The 18,968-nt window shown below is 42.4% G+C and carries 15 protein-coding genes; 1 reads left to right on the plus strand and 14 read right to left on the minus strand.

The window, feature by feature from the left end; genetic code table 11:
* Position 1 precedes the first annotated feature (1 nt).
* From RT422_RS10210 to RT422_RS10250, 9 genes are read right to left on the minus strand one after another with little or no spacing between them, the layout of a single operon-like run.
* Positions 2 to 1,003, minus strand: a complete 1,002-nt coding sequence (locus RT422_RS10210; RefSeq protein ID WP_313422145.1) for a glycosyltransferase family 52 — start codon at positions 1,001 to 1,003, stop codon at positions 2 to 4.
* Positions 1,000 to 2,256 carry an oligosaccharide flippase family protein gene (locus RT422_RS10215; protein WP_313422146.1) on the minus strand — a complete coding sequence of 419 codons (1,257 nt, stop codon included), beginning with the start codon at positions 2,254 to 2,256 and terminating at the stop codon, positions 1,000 to 1,002. The genes RT422_RS10210 and RT422_RS10215 overlap by 4 nt, the downstream gene beginning before the upstream one ends.
* Positions 2,256 to 3,308: a pseudaminic acid synthase gene (gene pseI, locus RT422_RS10220; protein ID WP_313422148.1), complete on the minus strand. Its 1,053-nt coding sequence runs from the start codon at positions 3,306 to 3,308 to the stop codon at positions 2,256 to 2,258. The genes RT422_RS10215 and pseI overlap by 1 nt, the downstream gene beginning before the upstream one ends.
* Before the next feature lie 10 nt (positions 3,309 to 3,318).
* Positions 3,319 to 5,001 carry a UDP-2,4-diacetamido-2,4,6-trideoxy-beta-L-altropyranose hydrolase gene (gene pseG, locus RT422_RS10225; protein WP_313422150.1) on the minus strand — a complete coding sequence of 561 codons (1,683 nt, stop codon included), beginning with the start codon at positions 4,999 to 5,001 and terminating at the stop codon, positions 3,319 to 3,321.
* Positions 4,998 to 5,672, minus strand: a complete 675-nt coding sequence (pseF, locus tag RT422_RS10230; RefSeq protein ID WP_313422152.1) for a pseudaminic acid cytidylyltransferase — start codon at positions 5,670 to 5,672, stop codon at positions 4,998 to 5,000. The genes pseG and pseF overlap by 4 nt, the downstream gene beginning before the upstream one ends.
* Positions 5,672 to 6,865, minus strand: coding sequence for a UDP-4-amino-4,6-dideoxy-N-acetyl-beta-L-altrosamine transaminase (pseC, locus tag RT422_RS10235; protein WP_313422153.1), 1,194 nt, complete (start codon positions 6,863 to 6,865; stop codon positions 5,672 to 5,674). The genes pseF and pseC overlap by 1 nt, the downstream gene beginning before the upstream one ends.
* A gap of 54 nt (positions 6,866 to 6,919) precedes the next feature.
* Positions 6,920 to 7,918 carry a UDP-N-acetylglucosamine 4,6-dehydratase (inverting) gene (gene pseB / locus RT422_RS10240; RefSeq protein ID WP_065253657.1) on the minus strand — a complete coding sequence of 333 codons (999 nt, stop codon included), beginning with the start codon at positions 7,916 to 7,918 and terminating at the stop codon, positions 6,920 to 6,922.
* A 39-nt stretch (positions 7,919 to 7,957) separates the two neighbouring features.
* Positions 7,958 to 9,223 (minus strand): exopolysaccharide biosynthesis polyprenyl glycosylphosphotransferase, encoded by a 1,266-nt coding sequence (locus tag RT422_RS10245; protein WP_313422154.1) that lies wholly within the window; start codon positions 9,221 to 9,223, stop codon positions 7,958 to 7,960.
* Positions 9,223 to 11,022 carry a Wzy polymerase domain-containing protein gene (locus tag RT422_RS10250; protein ID WP_313422156.1) on the minus strand — a complete coding sequence of 600 codons (1,800 nt, stop codon included), beginning with the start codon at positions 11,020 to 11,022 and terminating at the stop codon, positions 9,223 to 9,225. The genes RT422_RS10245 and RT422_RS10250 overlap by 1 nt, the downstream gene beginning before the upstream one ends.
* A gap of 415 nt (positions 11,023 to 11,437) precedes the next feature.
* On the opposite strand from RT422_RS10250, the gene RT422_RS10255 reads away from it, so the two are divergent.
* Positions 11,438 to 11,929 carry a pilin gene (locus tag RT422_RS10255; RefSeq protein WP_060994594.1) on the plus strand — a complete coding sequence of 164 codons (492 nt, stop codon included), beginning with the start codon at positions 11,438 to 11,440 and terminating at the stop codon, positions 11,927 to 11,929.
* A gap of 215 nt (positions 11,930 to 12,144) precedes the next feature.
* Here RT422_RS10255 and RT422_RS10260 read toward each other — a convergent pair whose 3' ends face one another.
* From RT422_RS10260 to RT422_RS10280, 5 genes are all read right to left on the minus strand, one after another.
* Positions 12,145 to 12,618, minus strand: coding sequence for a type IV pilin protein (locus RT422_RS10260; protein WP_313422157.1), 474 nt, complete (start codon positions 12,616 to 12,618; stop codon positions 12,145 to 12,147).
* Positions 12,612 to 13,148, minus strand: coding sequence for a prepilin-type N-terminal cleavage/methylation domain-containing protein (locus RT422_RS10265; RefSeq protein ID WP_313422158.1), 537 nt, complete (start codon positions 13,146 to 13,148; stop codon positions 12,612 to 12,614). Before RT422_RS10265 ends, RT422_RS10260 begins: the two co-directional genes overlap by 7 nt.
* Before the next feature lies 1 nt (position 13,149).
* On the minus strand, positions 13,150 to 17,004 hold the full coding sequence (locus RT422_RS10270) for a PilC/PilY family type IV pilus protein (protein ID WP_313422159.1): 3,855 nt from the start codon (positions 17,002 to 17,004) through the stop codon (positions 13,150 to 13,152).
* A gap of 80 nt (positions 17,005 to 17,084) precedes the next feature.
* Positions 17,085 to 17,885, minus strand: a complete 801-nt coding sequence (locus RT422_RS10275; protein ID WP_313422160.1) for a hypothetical protein — start codon at positions 17,883 to 17,885, stop codon at positions 17,085 to 17,087.
* Positions 17,882 to 18,967 (minus strand): PilW family protein, encoded by a 1,086-nt coding sequence (locus RT422_RS10280; RefSeq protein WP_313422161.1) that lies wholly within the window; start codon positions 18,965 to 18,967, stop codon positions 17,882 to 17,884. Before RT422_RS10280 ends, RT422_RS10275 begins: the two co-directional genes overlap by 4 nt.
* Position 18,968: the final 1 nt, after the last annotated feature.

Here is an 18,968-nt window from a genome sequence, read left to right on the forward strand (position 1 = left end):
GTTACCCTTTGAACCCATTTAGATTATTTGTGTCATCTAAATTAATGAGGGTAAAACCACGACTGGCAAGAAACTCATAAGCATCAGGGAATTTATCCCACAGCGCTTGGGTATATACCATAAATACTTGGGTGCGGGGAAATTCTTTGAGCGAAAACACGGCAGTGCTGATAAAGGTATAAATTTCAAAGCGTTGGTGGGGGTTTTGTTGCAATGCCTCGCTTAGATAATCTTCAATGATTTTATTGCTATCAATCACCGGCAAAAGATGGCTAAAATCCAAGTTTTCTCGCGGGTGTGGACAAAATGCGTCAAGGTGAAATGCCTTGACCATTGTTTCTACAATATCACTATAAGCTTTGTCACCGATAAAATTGTCGAGGGCTTGCCCCAATAACAGCCGTTTTACCGGCAAATTTTCATCTGGCTGATGGTCTACTTTATCAAACAAATAAACAGACTCGGTAGTAGCTATGATATTTTTTTCCCGGGGAAAAATGGTGAAATGTTTTTTGGATATAGCCAAAATACTAGGGATACTGGGATAAGTAATGCCCACGACGTGTTTAAACAGTTGTAATGGCAAGGATTTTGGTAACGGTTGAAAATAGCTAGAATTGGGGAAAATATTAGCGGTGCCGTCATCAAAGGTATACAGCTGTTGGAATTTTACTTTAGAAATAACATATTGCAAAAACAACACATCAATACTGGCCAGATAGACGTTTTCGATAGGTTTTTGCCAAATATCAAGCGTGTTAAGTGTGGTTTTGATGTGGTTTAGGGTGGCAAAACGCTCGCCCCAGGTTTTATTGTTCAGTTCGATAAAGGCGGATTTTTGGCAGACCTGCTCAAGTTGTTCAAAATAATAGCGATGTTTGGGCTCGCTTTTTGAATGGACGCCATACGGCAAATAAAGCCCAATAAAAGGGGTACTGTGTTGCTTAATAATTTGCTTGGCAATCAATACTTGCAAGGGGGTAATACAAAGAATGAGATTCATGGCGTTTTTTTGACCTTTTCCACCTGCAGTGTATAATAATATAACAGCGGCAAAATCACCACGCCACTAATAATAGTCGCATACGGCACCACCGCCAGTGATACGCCACTTAACACCCACAAGGCAACCAAATACACGACCGTTGAGATAACGGAACACAGTGAGATTTGGGCGCTTTTGGCATGATAAAACAGAAAATTCACCAATAATAAATACGGAATTATCAGCGAAAACGCCAGTACAAACATCACCACATAATACTGGCTTTGGGCAAAATCTGCCCCCAATAACCACGCCATTAATGACGACGGCATCGCCCAAGCCATGGCAGTCAATATAACAGGCACCATCAAACTCAGCCAAAACAGTCGATGCAATTGCATCACTGTCATGCGCTGCGATTTTAGCCGTTCATATAAGTGAGGCACCAGCGCAGAATTGACCGCCATAATCACAATAGTCAAGCTACTGGCGACTTGCACGCCTGCCGAGTATACGCCTAGCTCATGACTGCTAAACCGCTCGTGAATCAACACTCGGTCAAGTTGCCCTTTGATGGTATAGCTTAACCCATGTAACAGCAGCGGCAAGCCTAGGGTTAAAATATAGCCGAGTCCCAGTTTGAGCCGTTTCGGGGTAAAGCGAAATTTGATAGCAAATTGGTATTTTGCCCACGCCAACGCTGCCACAAAAGTAACCCCATGCGCCAAGATAATCGCGATAAGACGCTGGGCAACTTTATCCGTGGTATCGCCAGCAAAAAACTGAAAAATCAGCACCGTCCATAGTAAATTTCCCAAGGCTAAGCCCAATTGGATGGTCAGATAGCTAAACGGGCGTTTTTGGCATTGCCGCAGTGCCAGTTGGTTTTGAATCAAGGTTTGCAAAAAGGCAGTAAAAAAGCAGTAAAATAACAATTCGCTATGTAACAGCCAGCTAATCGCTGTGCCAATCAGCAGCACGCCCACGCTATAGAGCCCACCCGCCAGTAAAATATTGCCCAGCCCATGCCTGCCATACACATAAAAATAACGGGTCAAAGCGCCATTTTGCGACAGACTCATGGCGATTACAATAAACGCCGTGAGCGATAAATAATAGGACAAATCACCAAAGCCCGTTGTGCCTAATACCCGTGTCAAATAGGGCAATAGCAAAAACGGCACGGCTTTGGCGGTCATCTCGCCCACCACATAAATCAGGCTGTCTTTGAGTAAGGCAGATTGTGTTAAACGTTTGATTTTATTTAACATTACCTTTCAAGGACATCCCACGAGGTGGCGGTATTGGCGTGGATATCCGTTATCACTTTTTTGCCCATTAATTCATCATAAAACTTCGGGGCAAGACCAAAGCCAGGGCGAACGCTACGGATACAGCTTTCATCAATCACATCCCCTGCCGTCATGTCTTTGACAAAATACAGTGAGCGGCGAAATTGCACATTGCCGATTTCGCTTGATTTTCGCCCATAGTCCACTTGTCCGAGCGACTGCCAAGCGGTTTTGCTATCACGGCAGAGCGCGGTGAGTTCGTCTTTTTCCAGTGAAAAACTGTCATCCGCGCCGCCGCCATTGCGGTCTAGGGTGACGTGTTTTTCAATAATACATGCCCCTAATGCCACGCTTGTCACGGCGGTGGTGTTGTCAAGCGTATGGTCGGATAAGCCAATCGGCACGCCAAAACGGCGCTGCATATCGACAATGGTACGCAGGTTATAGTCCTGCGCGGGAGCTGGATAACCACTCACGCAGTGCAATAACGCAAGCTGTTTGCAGCCGCCATCACGAGCGGCGGCAACCGCCTCGGCAATTTCGGCTTGGTCCGCCATCCCTGTGGAGATAATCATCGGCTTGCCGGTACTTGCCACATATTTGATAAGCGGTAAATCAATCGCTTCAAACGAGGCGATTTTATACGCTGGGGCGTTCAAATCCTCGAGTAAATCCACCGCAGTAAAGTCAAACGGTGAGCTAAACATGGTGATACCGACTTTGTGAGCGTGGTCAAACAATGGTTTATGCCAGTCCCACGGCGTGTAAGCTTCTTGGTACAAGTCATACAAGGTACGCCCGTCCCACAGTCCCCCATGAATTTGGAAGTCAGCGGCGGTGCTGTTGAGGGTGATGGTATCTGCGGTGTAGGTTTGCATTTTAACCGCATCTGCCCCGCACGCCTTTGCCATGTCAATGATACGGTAAGCGTTATTGATGTCGCCGTTGTGGTTGGCGGACATTTCGGCGATGATGTATGGCGCATGGTCAATACCGATTGGACGGTTGTTAATGCTAAAATTTTGATTCATAAAAATACCATTAAAATAAAAAATCTTGCGATTTTAATTCAAACTCAACCACATCATACACTTTGTCACCCACACCAAAATGCTGTTTTAACACACCTGTTTCGCTAAATCCCAATTTACGATGCAACGCCAGTGACGCGGTATTATATGCCAGCACTTGCGCGGTGATTTTGCCAATGTCGGTGGTGTTGAAAATCTGTGCAATCGCCAAAACCCCCAATGCAAAACCAAACCCCTGCCCTTTTGGGCTATTAGGGGATAAATAAAACCCCCAACTGGCGGTTTTTTCATTCTGCCTTGATGAATTAGGATTTGACGAATTAGGGTTTGCCGTATGGGTGTTTGCCAACTGCAGCGTCTGGTATTTATCCACCGTCATTTGGGTAACATTGACTAGCCCCATTGGCTCACCAGCGACTTCAAAAATCAGCAAATGCACATTGGCACGGTCAAGCTGTTTGCCATACCATTTTTCATGGTCAGCGAGGGCAATTTCATTTTGCCCAAACATCCACCGGCGCACGTCGATGTGATTACGCCATTGCCAAATCATCTGGCTATCGGCTTGGGTCGATTGTCGCACTTGACAATGTTGAAATTTTTGCGCAAATTCAATCCAGTGCACAACCCGTTTCGCCCCTTGCCCATCGACCAACTTGGCAGATTGACGGCTGAATTTTTTATAATTGTCGGCCAGTTCGCTCAATAAGCGGGGCAGTTGCTCATCCAATGTCGCCATGTCAGTCACCACTTTGACCAGGTTTTTATCCGCCAACGCTTCGGCAATCACCTGTTGGTTATCGGCAAGCACGATCAGCACCATCGGTAAGCCCAAACAGCAGCGCTCCCAGGTAGTGCTTCCTGCAGCCCCAATCGCAAGGTCAGCATTTGCCATCAACTCCGCCATATTAGTCACATTGACAAGTACCGCACACGCAAAACTTGCGCGCTTGGCAAACCTTTGTACACTTTCGATATGCGGCGCAGTTTTGCCCATGACGACAGTCACGTTAAATGATTGCGTAGATTGTTGGAAAAAGGTATTGAGACTTTGCAAAATCTTGAGCGTGACATTATCATTATCGACACCGCCAAGATTGACCAATATATTGTTGGGCGGCTGCACGCTTTTACGTCTGCTTAGGCTCATCGCTCGCCAGCTGGCAAACTCATCACGTAATAGTGTATAACGTGTACCTAGTAGTCGCTGGCAATCACTTGGCACAAGCGGTTGATAATCTTCGTTTTTTCGCCCAAAATTTTGGTCGAGCAAAATCTCACAATCGTGCGTTCGGTCGGCTAAATCGTCAATGGCTAAAATTTTAAGGTTTGGCAAAAGTCGTTTGGCTTGCTGCTCCCAGTTTTTGCCAATGGCATAATGGTCGATAATCAGCCAATCTGGCTTTAATGCTTGCAAGATTGGTTTACACTCGGCAAAATCATCGCTTTCACTAGCGCCGAGCCACTCGCTATGGGCATGCTGTTTGATAAAATCTGCAGTCCCACTTTTGGCTAACAGCTGCACAGCAAAACCTTTTTGTCCAATCAAATCCGCCAAATGCCCGTCATGCTCCCGACAAATAAACGAGATATCATGCCCTTGCTGTTTTAACCCGTCAGCGAGCGTGAGGCAACGCATGATATGACCGCTACCCATCGTTAAACTTGCATCTGCTCGCACCACGATTTTCATGCTAGCTCCAGTTGTGCTTGGTACAGGCGTTCAGCAAATCGCCAATCATTTTCATCATCAATGTCGACCACGCTGTATTTTGGCAACACATAGCCTAGCGCATGATTATGGATTTTATCCTCGCTAAGCCATGCTTCACGACTGCCCCAATAAAACTGCCCTGCGTCAAAATACGCCTGCGGCAAATCTTGGGTTCTGGTGAGTTCATGTTGGCTAAACATGCTCGACACTTCACCCGTTTCGCTTAATTTCAGTGAGCGTAACACATTGGATTCAAACTCTAAAACCGGAAAACAATACAAACTGTTGGATGATTGCCAACGCTCAAAACTATCGGTTAAATACTGCGGTTTTAATAACGGCGTACAGGGATAGAGACAGCAGATATGGCTAGCTTTTGGCACGTGCTGCAGCACATGCCGAATCACCGCAGCGGTAGTGGCATAATCATCGGCAAGCTCGGCAGGTCTTTGGCTCACAGTAGCACCATGGTGTTGAGCGATATCGGCAATAGCGCCATCATCAGTGGAAACGATAATCTGCTCAAACAGTTGGCTGTTTTTTGCCGTTTCAATGGCACGAGCCAGCATGGGTTTGCCACAAAAATCTTTGATGTTTTTGCGCGGAATGCGTTTACTCCCCCCACGCGCAGGGATGATACAGACCTTCATTATGCTAATGCCTGAGCCAACGCTATCTTTAAGGCATCCACCACTTGCGCTTGCGAGGCTTCACTTAGGTCATAATACAATGGCAAACTAATTGCTTGTGCATAGTAGCTTTCGGCATGCGGAAAATCGCCTTGTCTAAAGCCCAACTTGGCATAATACGGCTGGGTATGCACTGGAATATAATGCACATTCACCCCGATATTTTGCGCCCGCAAACTGTCAAACACTTGCTTACGCGTTTTGCCACTGTCTGCTGTTAGTTGAATGGGATATAAATGAAAGCCCGAATAATTAGCAGGATTGCGATAAGGCAACATAATCGGCAAATCTGTTAATAATTCATCATAACGCTTGCCAAGCTGATGACGGCGAGTGACAAAGTCATCCAAATAGTTCATTTGACTCACCCCCAATGCTCCTTGCAATTCGGTCATGCGATAGTTAAAGCCCAAATCAATTTGCTGATAATACCAACCACCGTCAGGTTTGTGGGTCATTAGATTGGCATCACGGGTGATACCATGACTACGGAGTAACTGCATTTTTTCCGCCAATGCCGGGTCATTCGTTGTTGCCAGTCCGCCTTCTGCGGTGGTAATGATTTTGACAGGGTGAAAGCTAAACACAGTAATGTCGCTAAACTCACAATTGCCGATTGGTTGCTTGTGATATTTGCCACCAATGGCATGAGAGGCGTCCTCAATAACCTTAAAGCCATATTGTTGCGATAGCGCATAAATGGCCGCCATATCACAGGGCTCACCGGTGAAATGTACGGGAATGACTATTTTTGGCAAGCGGTTTTCAGCATCGGCAAGCTGTAACTTTTCTTCCAAGGCGGTGATAGACATATTGAGCGTTAGCGGATCAATATCCACAAAATCAATGTTAGCACCACAGTACAATCCACAGTTGGCAGATGCGGTAAAGGTAATCGGCGTCGTCCACAGCCAGTCGTCTTTGCCCTTTTCACCTTGACCAAGCCCCAATGCCAAACAAGCAATATGTAGTGCTGACGTCGCACTATTCACCGCCACGCCAAACTTTGCCCCCGTATAGGTAGCGACGCGTTCTTCAAACGCTGGTACTTGACTACCTTGGGTCAAAAAATCAGACTGTAGCACAGCGACCACGGAATCAATATCAGTTTGGGTGATATGCTGACGACCATAAGGGATAAATTGATTTGCCATAATATTTGCCCAAGGGGTTCGTTATTAAGTGGGTTTGTTATCAAGGGTTAGCGTTTAAATTTTACCAATTTTTGCTTTGTTGGTTTCAATCCATTCTTGGAGCTGCCCAGTTGTCATCCACTCACTGTTATTATCACTGGCGTACACAAAGCCTTCTGGCACTTTAACACCATCTTTGATACGCTCAGGCGTTTCATCCCAGCCATTAATCGCAGGCAAGATTTTAAAATGCTCAGGATATTCGTAGGTATGAAAAGAATCTTCGGCACTAATCATTTGCTCATGCAATTTCTCGCCAGGACGAATACCAATGATTTTTTGCTCAGCAGTGGCAGAAACGGCAGTTGCCAAATCTGGCATGGTCATAGAAGGAATTTTTTTGACATAAATTTCGCCGCCCACCATGTCGTCAAATGCATGCCAAACCAGCTCCACGCCTTGCTCAAGCGAAATCATAAAACGGGTCATACGCGGGTCGGTGATGGTCAGCACGCCACTGTCTTTAATTGATAGAAAATACGGAATCACCGAGCCACGACTCCCCATGACATTGCCATAACGTACCACCGAAAAGCGTGTGCCATGCTCCCCTGAATAGGCGTTGCCTGCGACAAACAGTTTGTCCGATGCCAATTTGGTCGCGCCATACAGATTCACGGGACTAGATGCTTTGTCAGTCGATAAGGCAACGACTTTTTTCACCCCTTTATCAATACAGGCATCAATTAAATTCATTGCGCCGTTGATATTAGTTTTGACACATTCAAACGGATTATATTCGGCGGTGGGTACGATTTTGGTTGCTGCCGCATGCACCACATAATCCACCCCATCAAGCGCTCGATATAGACGGTCTTTATCACGCACATCACCGATAAAAAAACGTACACGCGGGTCGCCTTGATACAGTTTTGCCATTTCCCACTGTTTCATCTCATCACGCGAGAGGATAATCAATTTTTTGGGATTGTATTTTTCAAGCGTCATCGGCACAAAGGTATGCCCAAATGAGCCTGTCCCGCCTGTCACTAGAATGGTTGAATTGCTTAACATAGTGCGCTACCTATTATGGCTAAAGTTATTTGTCGCAGTTTATCTAGCCCCAAAACCTGTCAGCATGGTTTGAATGGTTTTGAGCACAATCAAGATATCTAATGCAAAAGAAATATGTTTAATATAATAAAAATCGTACTGTACCTTAAGCGCTGTCTCATCGGTATCACTGGCATAGCCTTGTGTGACCTGCGCCCATCCAGAAATACCGGGTTTGACGATATGTCGATAATTATAAAAAGGGATGGTTTTTTCAAAGGTTTTGACAAAACTTAGCTGTTCAGGTCTCGGTCCAATCAGACTCATGTCGCCTTTGAGCACATTCAAAAATTGCGGCAGTTCATCGATACGGGTTTTGCGAATAAACTTGCCGACTTTAGTCACACGCGGGTCATTTTGTTGCGCCAGTTTTGCCCCGTTTTTTTCTGAGTCAAAGCGCATACTGCGAAATTTATAGATTTTAAACAATTTGCCGCCTTGCCCGACCCGCTCTTGGACAAATATCGCCTTACCCGGACTTTCCAACCGTATCGCAATAACAGTTATCACCGCAATCAGCAATACCAAGGGTGAGACCAATAAAATCGCTATAATATCAATCAGTTGTTTAAACCTTAAATAGGTCTGCGAGGGCAACAGCGAGCCCAACTCGTTTTCATATAAATGATGAATCGGCAGACGACCTGTCAAAGACTCATACACCTGGCGATTATTATACACCGGTCTGCCCTGTAACGTTTGCTCCGTTAAAAATCGCTGCCAGTCTTCATCGAGTGCAGGCGATGATAGGTCTGCTACTATCGCTTGGACTTTTTTGGATTGTATGGCATCCAAATGCGGTTTTTCAAGACGCAGCCAATGGATCTGAAAAATCGCTTCAAAGTTTTGACAATGCCCCAGTGGAATATACGCCATATAAGGTTGGTGCGCTTTTTGCTCCAGCAAAAACGATAAAAAGAAAAACACTGCCCCGATAACGCCCGATAAGCCAAAGTAATATAGCGAATACGGCAACCGAAAAACGATAATCACCATGCCTAACAGCATCATCACCAACAATAAGGTTGGCAACACAAAGCTGATGGAGCGTTGACCTGGAAATTGGGTGAGTTTGCGCAGACCAAGGGTGACAAGCAAGACACCCAACGTGGCTAACACCATACTGTTAAATTCAGTCAGTAGCCAGCGCCCCTGCAAGAAGCGCATTCGCCACATCAGCAGCGCCGGCAACACCACCACAACCAACCAGCCCACGATAAGTCGGAACGCGATATTTTGCCATAACAAGAAAATTACCCGCTGCATTATGGTGTAAGTCCTGTTTTTTCAGGATTGGCGTCTCGCCATTGCTGAAACTCACGGTATAAAGCTGCAAATGTCGCAGGATCTTGTTTAGCAAGATTGCCCAAGTCAGTATCCACATTATCACAATCCGACAAATTTTTTACCATGACACAAGCCGCTTTGATATGTTTTAATGCCGCTTGCTTTTCACCTTTATAGGCTAAAAACTGTGCATAAGCTAATATATTAAACTGGGAAGAATCGGTATTTAGCACCTCTTCAAAGATGGCTTCTTTGACGCTTGCCTGATGGTGATTAATCGGCACTTGCATGGCAAGGATGCGGTCATGATAAGCACTAAAGCCAAACACGTCATTTTGGTAGTCAATTCCTTTGTCTTGGTTTAGATGATTGGTATGCTTGATAAAGCGATTATAATCCAAATAATTGAGATGAAAATATTGCCAAATATAGTAGCCTGATAACATGGCCAAACCAAGCATAATAATAGACATGGCTTTTCTTAGCTTGGGTTGCCACGCAAGTTGCCAGTTGCGCTGATCAATCAATGCCAAAAACAAGGCAAAAACCGCGAGATAACGAAAATACCATAACGGGTATTCGACACTGGCATACAAGATACTGGCGATGACAAACGCCAGGGCAATCGCGCTTTCGCTGCTATGGCGCAGATGAATTGCCCGCACCAGCACCCAGACAATCGGCACAAAGCATAGCGCACCGAGCACCCCTAGCTCCGCCAAAATCATGGTAGCAAAATTATGCGAATGGTCGGCAATCTCTGGCCATTTAAAATATTGGGCATAATCAATGCTTGCGCCCATGTAGTTGTTCCAACCGACCCCTGTAAGCACATGGTCATGAAATATCATCATGGCGCGTTCGCTCATCGCCGAGCGGTTCCCCTGCCCGCCTGCCATACGACTCACCGCCCCAAGCTGATTGGCGCTGCTATAATTGCTCAGCCAGCTTGCGCCCATATAGTACAGCACAAATACGACAAGACCAAAAACGCTAGCCGATAATTTACTTTTCCACGCCATCGGCTGGGTCAAAAAGAAAATGGGAATCACCGCCAGCATCATCACCAGACCCGCACGACTTTGGGTCAAGGCAAGCCCGATGGTAAATATCACAAACAATAGCATCAAGCCAAACCGCGCATATTGTCGGTATCGACCAATCAGCCACTGCGGCGCATTTAACCTTTCTTGAAACGACTGCTGCAGTTGATAAATCACCCCACACAGCGCCAACACAAACGCGTAGCCTGCGTGATTGGCTTGTCCAAAGTTGCCATCATAGCGTCCGCCATTGGCATTACCACGGGCAATTACCCAACCTTTATAATCAATCTGATAGCCTTGGGTTTGCATCATTTGAATCATAAAGGTGATGATTGCCATGAGATATACTGCAATAAACAGGCTGTTTAATAAATTCGCTTTATTTTCAATATTACTGCCTATCAACGCAGTCAAGGCAACGACCAGCAAGCTTATCACCGGGAAAATTAAGGCATCAGGGTAAGCGATATGGTTGAAGAGTGGCTGACATACAAGCAATAGCGCTAGCAGCAACCAAGTAAGCACAGATTTGCTAACCTTTGTAATCGGGTTTTGCCAAAGAAAAGCCGCGATTGCCAAACTCACAAACCCAAATGCAGTGGCATTGACGACAAAATCTCGCCCCAGTGGCGAATGCCAAGGCATTAGATAGGTCAAAATGGCTAACCCAATCAATAGGGTAAACAGACGAGTATCTTGATTGAGGGTTTGGGGTGGCGTAGATGACAGCATAGGATTTTCGTATGGGTTAAACGCAAAAATGCTAAACGAGGTAGTTTAGCATTTTTTATAAAATAAGTATTCGATTCAGCAACGAAATTTATATCTTGATACTACCATATTTGTTTTGGAAGCTTTCAAAGGTAGAAATTTACGCTATCACAACGCCCAAACAGAAACAAAAAATACGTGATGCAAATCACTCCATGACAATATTTGTCGAAAGTATGAAATCCGACCTGACAATAATTGTCATTTTTTAATAAAAATATGCAGATGAATTTACAATTTGAATTTTTTTTATGCACAAGCGGCTGTTTTTCTATATAAATTGTCTATAATAAAAGTTGGCACGTTTAATGCTAACATTAAAACAGGCTTCTAAAGCTTATAAATAAACCAACAACATTTATGTATGGAGAATGTTATGAATGCTCAAAAAGGTTTTACCCTTATCGAATTAATGATCGTTATCGCTATTATCGGTATTTTGGCTGCGATCGCTTTACCAGCATATAGAGATTACACGGTTAGAGCTAAATTAGGAGAAGTAATCTTAGCTGGCAGTACTTGTCGTACTACTGTTTCAGAAGTATATCAGTCCGCTACCAATAAACCAGCAGCTAATGCATGGGGATGTGAAGTAGGCGTAGGTCGAGGAGCAGCACCCTCAACTAAATATGTTCAATCTGTAGCTACCGATGCTGATGGAAAGATTATCGTAACAACTACTTCTGCTACCGATCTTCCAACTGATGCACGAAACAAAAAAATCGAAATGACACCACTTGATTCTAGTGGTGCAGCTATTACTGCTACTGCACCAGGCGGTGTTGTAATTTCTTCATGGAAATGTGGACCAGCAACAGGAAATACTGGTTTACCAGCTAAGTATTTACCAGGTTCATGTCGTGGTTAATGTTATTTAAAATTTTAAAACGCATCAAACTTGATGCGTTTTTTGTTTTAACTCAAAATTTTCTAATAATAGCGAATTCACTATTTCTAGCAGTTTTCCATAATCTTCTTTCAGCTGCTCATAATCACTTCTCACCGCCTTGGTCACTATTTTATATCACCCCACATAAAGATTGTCCATACTGCCAAAAATTGTTCAATGTCTAGCTTGACAAGCTAGTTATTCCACTCTTGACCTGTACCACATGAGGTATTTCGGCATTTTACACCATCAGAATCATAAGTTAATGTGCCATCATTACTCATAAGACCGTTGGAAATTGGTATAGCCTGTATACGCCATTTAGAAGTAGTCATGGTATTTCCTGTCATTGGGGTATTAGTTGAGCTGTCAATAATGGTTACATTATAATCTGCATTACCCAATGGATAAGTAATAGCACCAAGTACAGGAGTGACGCCTAAAACATGAGACAGAGAAATATTTGTGTATACACCTTCCACTAGTTTTCGAGATTGGATACGCATGGCGATATTCTGTAATTCAAACATCATGTTATTACGATGTGTTTTAATCACATAAGATTGATAATTGGGATAAGCCACTGCCGCTAATATACCAATAATTGCTACCACAATCATGAGTTCAATTAGAGTAAAGCCATTACTTTTGTACTGGGTTATTACCATGATGAACTTCCTGTACCGCAGTTGCTATCTTTAAAAATTTTTATTGCCGTTATTGAACTATCTAGCGACTCACATTGGATTCCTTGACTAGAAAAACCAATATAAGGATATCCACGGAGTAACGGGGTAGCCAATATGACATAGTTGGTTGCTACACTGGCATTTGCAAATGTTGACTCGCTTAAATTCGAACCAGATCCTAGTATTGTCACCATTTTGATATCATACTTTGCACTATCTGTATTAGGATAGTGAAACGTCTTTTTGTCTGAATCAAACGTTTGTGATTGGGGGGTAAACCCTGCATAATTTAATTGCCTTGCTCGCCATTTGTTGAGTTCATTTGACTGCATCATGATGATAGATTTTACTTTTTGAATATCATTTTTTTTGATAAAGTGCTGATAAGATGGTACAGCAATCGCTGCCAAAATGGCTATTATCATCACTGTAATCATCAATTCAATCAAAGTAAAACCTGTTGAATTAAGCATAGTCTTCTCAGCTATAGCAAAATGTGCTTTACTCACGCTACTTTTCCCACCATTCTCGCGGATTCATAACTTTGTCACGATTAACACCGTTTGAGTTAATGGTATTGATATCAATCGTACTGGGTTTATTAAAGGTTGCTTTATCACAGTTTGTACCTGTACAGCTAAGTTGTAATACCCCAAATAATGAGCCGCCCACATCAGGCTTAGACTGAGTAATGATATTATCAACAATGCCAGCACCTGCTAAGGCTGCTGAACGCTTGGTGTAATCTGGCTTATCATCCGCAGCAGTTGTAGTATTATAACCCGAAGCACCACAGTTGCCAAAAGGTAGACACATCAGCATACGTTGAGTGGCACCTTGTACCGTAGCAGAACAACCCTCTGCAATTAAATTGACATTTGGATTATAAACCGACACGAATAGTAGACCATTTTGAGCATCTGGCTCATTAAGCATTTTCATACCTTGATATTTTGTGCGATCAGTTTCTAATACATTACTCATAACCGCACTAGCACCTGTACCATTGACTTTGTACCACTGCTCAAATGGATAATACCAACCATGTTTGAATGTTGTATCTGTCACACCTTTCATCATATTGGTTTTTATAGTTGCATCGTTAGCCGTAAAAGTTACCTTAGCCAGATTGGCTACAGTTAAATCCTTGGTCACAAGCGCTTGACTCAAATAAGGATCTGAATTAGCAGTGCCTATACACTCAGCATCGCTCTTATAGCAGAACAAATCTTTTTTACCCGCTTCTCTATCCATAAAACTATAAATAGCATCTGGTACGCTACGTTTATCACTTACAGGTAAACTGCGATTGCCTGTACCCACAGTAATTTGTGCTATGGGTGAACCTTCTACGACTTCATCAGTTACTGTAAATAATGGACGTTCATAAAACCTTGGGGCAACATCTGAACCACCTTTTTGATCGCTTACATCTAATAATTTGACCACACGATCAACACGGAAATTATCCGTATCTTTGTTATTATTGATATCAGCTCGCCACACTCTGCCGCCTAAGTCAGCAAAATAAATAAAATCTGTATAGCCGTCATAGTTACGGTCAACGGTACGTATTTCAGTGACAATACTAGCAGTCAAATCACTGTGTTCAGTTTTTTGTAAGGTGACGGAAGTAGGACGTGCAGCTGTGGTTGTAACATCTTTTGATGCTGGATAACTTGCCCACCATAACAGCTTACCTTTAGCTGATGTGGTATCTATAGTCACTTTTTTGGTTGTACTGTCTTCTTTTTCTTCCCCTACTCGTACCATATAGACTGCATTACCTTGTGCAAGATTTGATGAATCTGCAGCGAAGTTTGCAGTCTCATAACGAGTGTCATAGCCACCAGGTAAGAAATTCACCATGACTTTTTTGCCCCCTGACCGCACAAAACCTACACTAGGCTTGCCCCACGTTTGTCCCATACGAGAATAAGCTTTTTGTTCGTCAGTATTAGTGGTTGCATTACCATAAATCCCATTCTTCATGCCATATATGGTAGAAGCTTGACCCTGTAATACATTTGCATAGTTAGAACCAACTGAATAGATCAAACTTGGCGTACTCGGATTTGTAATATCCAAGCTATAGTAGGTTGAACCACCCATGCGTAAACCGCCTGAGGCAAAGACTTGTTTAGCGACATAGCTATTTGTAGTGACAGCGCTAGTATCTGTCCCTGTAGTGTTACTCGTGATATTATAGGTTGTATACACATTCCAAGGTGCATCAACCCCATAGGGTAGCTTCGAGTCAGTAGTTTTACCACTTTTTATTAGAGCACCTGATTGCAAGTCTAAAATTTCTTTCGGAATAAAGGTAAACTGCTCTTTGCCTGTACTATCATCTATTAGGTGTAATGCCCCATCCATTGAACCGTACAATACACTGTCTTTACGTGTTGTAGCATTAAATTTACCGTTGGTATCTAAATCGATGCCATAGGTGACTAGTTGAGGAAGTGAGTGAATCACCCCACCAATATTTTTTGGTGTTTTGGTAGGTGTGCCAACTAATACCGTCGTATCATCCATATCTGTTAAGGTTTGAGCAGGAAATCCTGTGAACACTAAAATATTGTTTAAAATATCTTTAATGACTAATGTGCGAGGATCTGTACCTGTAGTAGGTTTAACCAAGTCAGTACGTAGAACAGGTTTAAGCGCTGTAAATCCTGATGGTTTTTTGGTTGTTGGGTCAACTTTGATATTGGTGAGTGTATCATCGATATTTACCCACAGATTTCTATCATTACCTGATTTCTCAAACACTTGCTGAAATGCTCCACCCACTTGTGGTAAAGCTTTATCAGGTCGCTGTGCATCTTCCCTTGTAGCGTCATTAATGGTATTCCAGATATCATAGGTAGAAGTAGAAAATTGTCCAGTCAAATCATTAAATACTGGTTTTGTACCGGCGCCATCAGCGGTGACGGTACCATTGCGGATATAATATTTTTTTAGGTTGCCATCCCACAGATTGGTAACGCCTGGCCTGGGGTCTAAAATAGGCGTATAGGCAAAACCACGGGATTGCTGAGTATTAAGTGCATCCAATGGCACTGACATCGTACCGGTGGATATCGCTGGAATTTCTTTATCACCTACGCCTGCGATAAATTCTTTAATACTAGCAGCGAGTTGATCAGGCGTTTTAACAAAATAAAAGCCACCTTCACCAAAGCCATAACCTTTTTCGCCTAATTTACAAAGATTTTGAGCATTTTGACTGTTTGCTATAGAGCAATTGTACTTATTATTAATCTTGGTAGCATTTGCAAAATCATTAAAATCCGCTCCAAACCCTGCTGTACCGGTAATAATTTCTCGGCCCACTGGATTATTGGTATTGCGCAATAATTGGGAAAACTTACCCATACAATTCCAACCAGTAGTAGTAGAATTTGATGATAAGCCATTGGCATCACAAGTCGTATTTGTGCCGACTGTTAATTTAGTACCTGCTGGGTTGGCTATAGGACCCACTTTATTCAACGCACTGTTCATCAAGTCAATCGCTGAATTTTTATCTACACTATTAGGCTCTCCATCAGTTAAAAAATAGATACCATTACCGCCACATTGTTGTTGGTTGCTACTTGTTACTGGAGTAACGGGCGAAAAATAGTTATTTGTATCTTTTGAAGAAGATTCTGCCAAATTAAACCCACTATTGGTAATATCTTTGGTAGTAGTACCAAGCATATAAGACCCTACTTCAGCATAGGCATGCGCGCTGGGCGTGTTGGTTTCAGCATTTAAATTTCTAACAGCCTCTATCATTTTTTTTCGATTGTCTAGTGTAAATGGTTTAGCCGGATAAGCGATTACACCAGCATTTTTATAATTATCAGAATAGAATTTTGCCAAACCTAAGTTATAACTGGTAAAGTTTGCGCCTGTGCCAAAGGCTTGTTTTGGATTTGCTAACATCGGTATTAATGCTTGTTTTAGACGAGAAATGCGATCATAGTATCTTATATTCTTGACTGTACAATATGTAACATCATAATTGTTCGTTGCTGTTGTAACGTTACCATTATCATCATAAATAGCTACTGGCACACTTTCTGTAGTTGGAGAAATCGGAATTGGAATAATTAATAACCAATCTACATTACAATAATATTGTCCGTTTAATGTAGTGCCAACATTATAATCATCAAGAATACTTCCTACACCCATACTGCCTGAGTTATCGAACGCCAGCATCACCGTTGCGCCTCCCGCAGAAGCAGCTTTATACAGCTCAATATCACTAGCATGGGTGGTTACGTTTGTAACCATCAAGCTACCAATAGCAAGTGGCAACAGTTTGAAACTCATATTTGAACAGTAATTTTTGATGTATGCTTGTTCCATTTTCAGCTACCTCGGTGATATTTCACCTTAATATTTATTGATACACGTATTTAAGATTAATAATTTTAAATAAAAAATTTTTAACTCAGACAGCTTACACCTACAGGTTCGTGTTTATAGCTTTGCATTTGGATATTATGGGGTACACCCAAATCCGTTAGACACTTGTCAATATCGTCAATTTTTTGCTTTAAACATCCTGCCACTGTATCTGTGCCTGTTGATGTACTATTGCCTAAACTGACATTTGAACTAGTATAACTAGGAATAAGTGATACAGAATAACCATTAAAATAAACACAAGGGGACTCTTGAGCACTTGAATTAGTTGACAAATCATTACTTTCGTCATTTCTAGCATGCTCTGATAACGGTACGACATCTTTTGCCTTTGCTAATTTGACAAAAGTCATTTGCGTCATTACACGACCTTCATTGACATAATCATTCGGGTTTGTGGGGTCACAAAATCCCCGATTTGCACCTTCCAATATATTTCCTGTATTATTTTTTTGAGTAATTTTATCAAGTCTAAATAAATCACTCTCTCGTGGACGTACACAAAATACTGTCTCTGCATCAAAAGTATCTTCACCGGCTCTTGAGATATACCCTTGTAATGTATCAAGTCCTTTTTTAGTAGAGGAAGTGGAAGCCACTCGCAATCTATCTTCTTTTTCGACTTTGCCAAAAGCATCATCATTGGCTTGAAACATCAACTGAGAAATTTGCGAGGCTGTGGCCACCTGCAAATCCGTTGTACTTTTTCTTAATACAATAATTCCAAGAATAGATATTAGTAGCAAGACAATTAAGACGATGATGAGTGCTACACCGGCTTGAGATTTAGGATAGCCTTTTAACAAATACTGTTGGTTCATTGTACAGTCCCTCTGGCATTTCTTAGAAAGACAGTTGTCTCCAAAACTCTTCTCATTTTTCCATCATTTTTGGAGGTATCATTTAACTTTATATCGGTCTTGTCCAAAACTGTAAATGATGGATCTTTTGATGCGGTAACTGAGCCATCTGAACGTATTAAAAGCCCTATTTGAACATTCACAATTCTTCGATTGTTCAATGTTGGAAAAGGGTCTGCATTTTCAGTTGTGATAGGCGTTGGGATGGGCATATATGTCAGGTTATATGTGCTTGGATTCGTTGAAAAGTTTTTACTATCACTCACACCTAACAATACTCTAAAATAATCCACATTGGGAATAATTATCTCGCCACTACCTGCTAGATTTTGCGTAGTATCACTTGTATCTCGATTAAAACTGCCATTTGACTGTTTAATAGGTTTCTTATACTTGTCAATATTAATGGCGTTTTGATTAGTTGCATCCTTTTTTGCAGTAGTCTCGCTATAGGTATAGATCGCCGAGGCACAGGCCAACCCACCATCCCGCACAAAATATCGCTCGATAACATAATCATCTTTCATCACATTGCGACTTTGGCAATCCACTTGATTATCACTTGACACTTTATACTGGATGGTCAACTGGTCACTTGAAAGCACTGTAGAGCCAGATTTGACATTACTGCCACTTAACGAAGATGCCGATCTTGTCAAAAGCGTATCAGAGATCAGTTGATCACTCTTTGATAAGCCGCGCAAATTACTAGGAACAGTTACAGTAGTATTTGAAACTGTAACTGTATTGCCAAATACTTTTAATTTGTCTGGTGCTGTCAATACAATGCCGCCTTGTGGCGTTCGATGATTTAAAAAGAAGCTTTGTGATGATAAAATACCATAGTTAGCTTTACGAATTTGCTTAGTTAGATAATCAAGACCAAAAGTATTGGTATCTACAATATTAGATCCTGCACTTTGTATGTTTGAAGATAATGAGTTAGTGTAAAGTATTTGCAAAGCTGCTGCAGATACTAATAGTCCTAAAATGAGCGCTATCATTAACTCTATAAGCGTGAAACCCTGTTGCAACCTTTTCATA

It is taken from the genome of Moraxella sp. CTOTU49803, from assembly GCF_032097965.1.
GTDB lineage: Bacteria > Pseudomonadota > Gammaproteobacteria > Pseudomonadales > Moraxellaceae > Faucicola > Faucicola tetraodonis.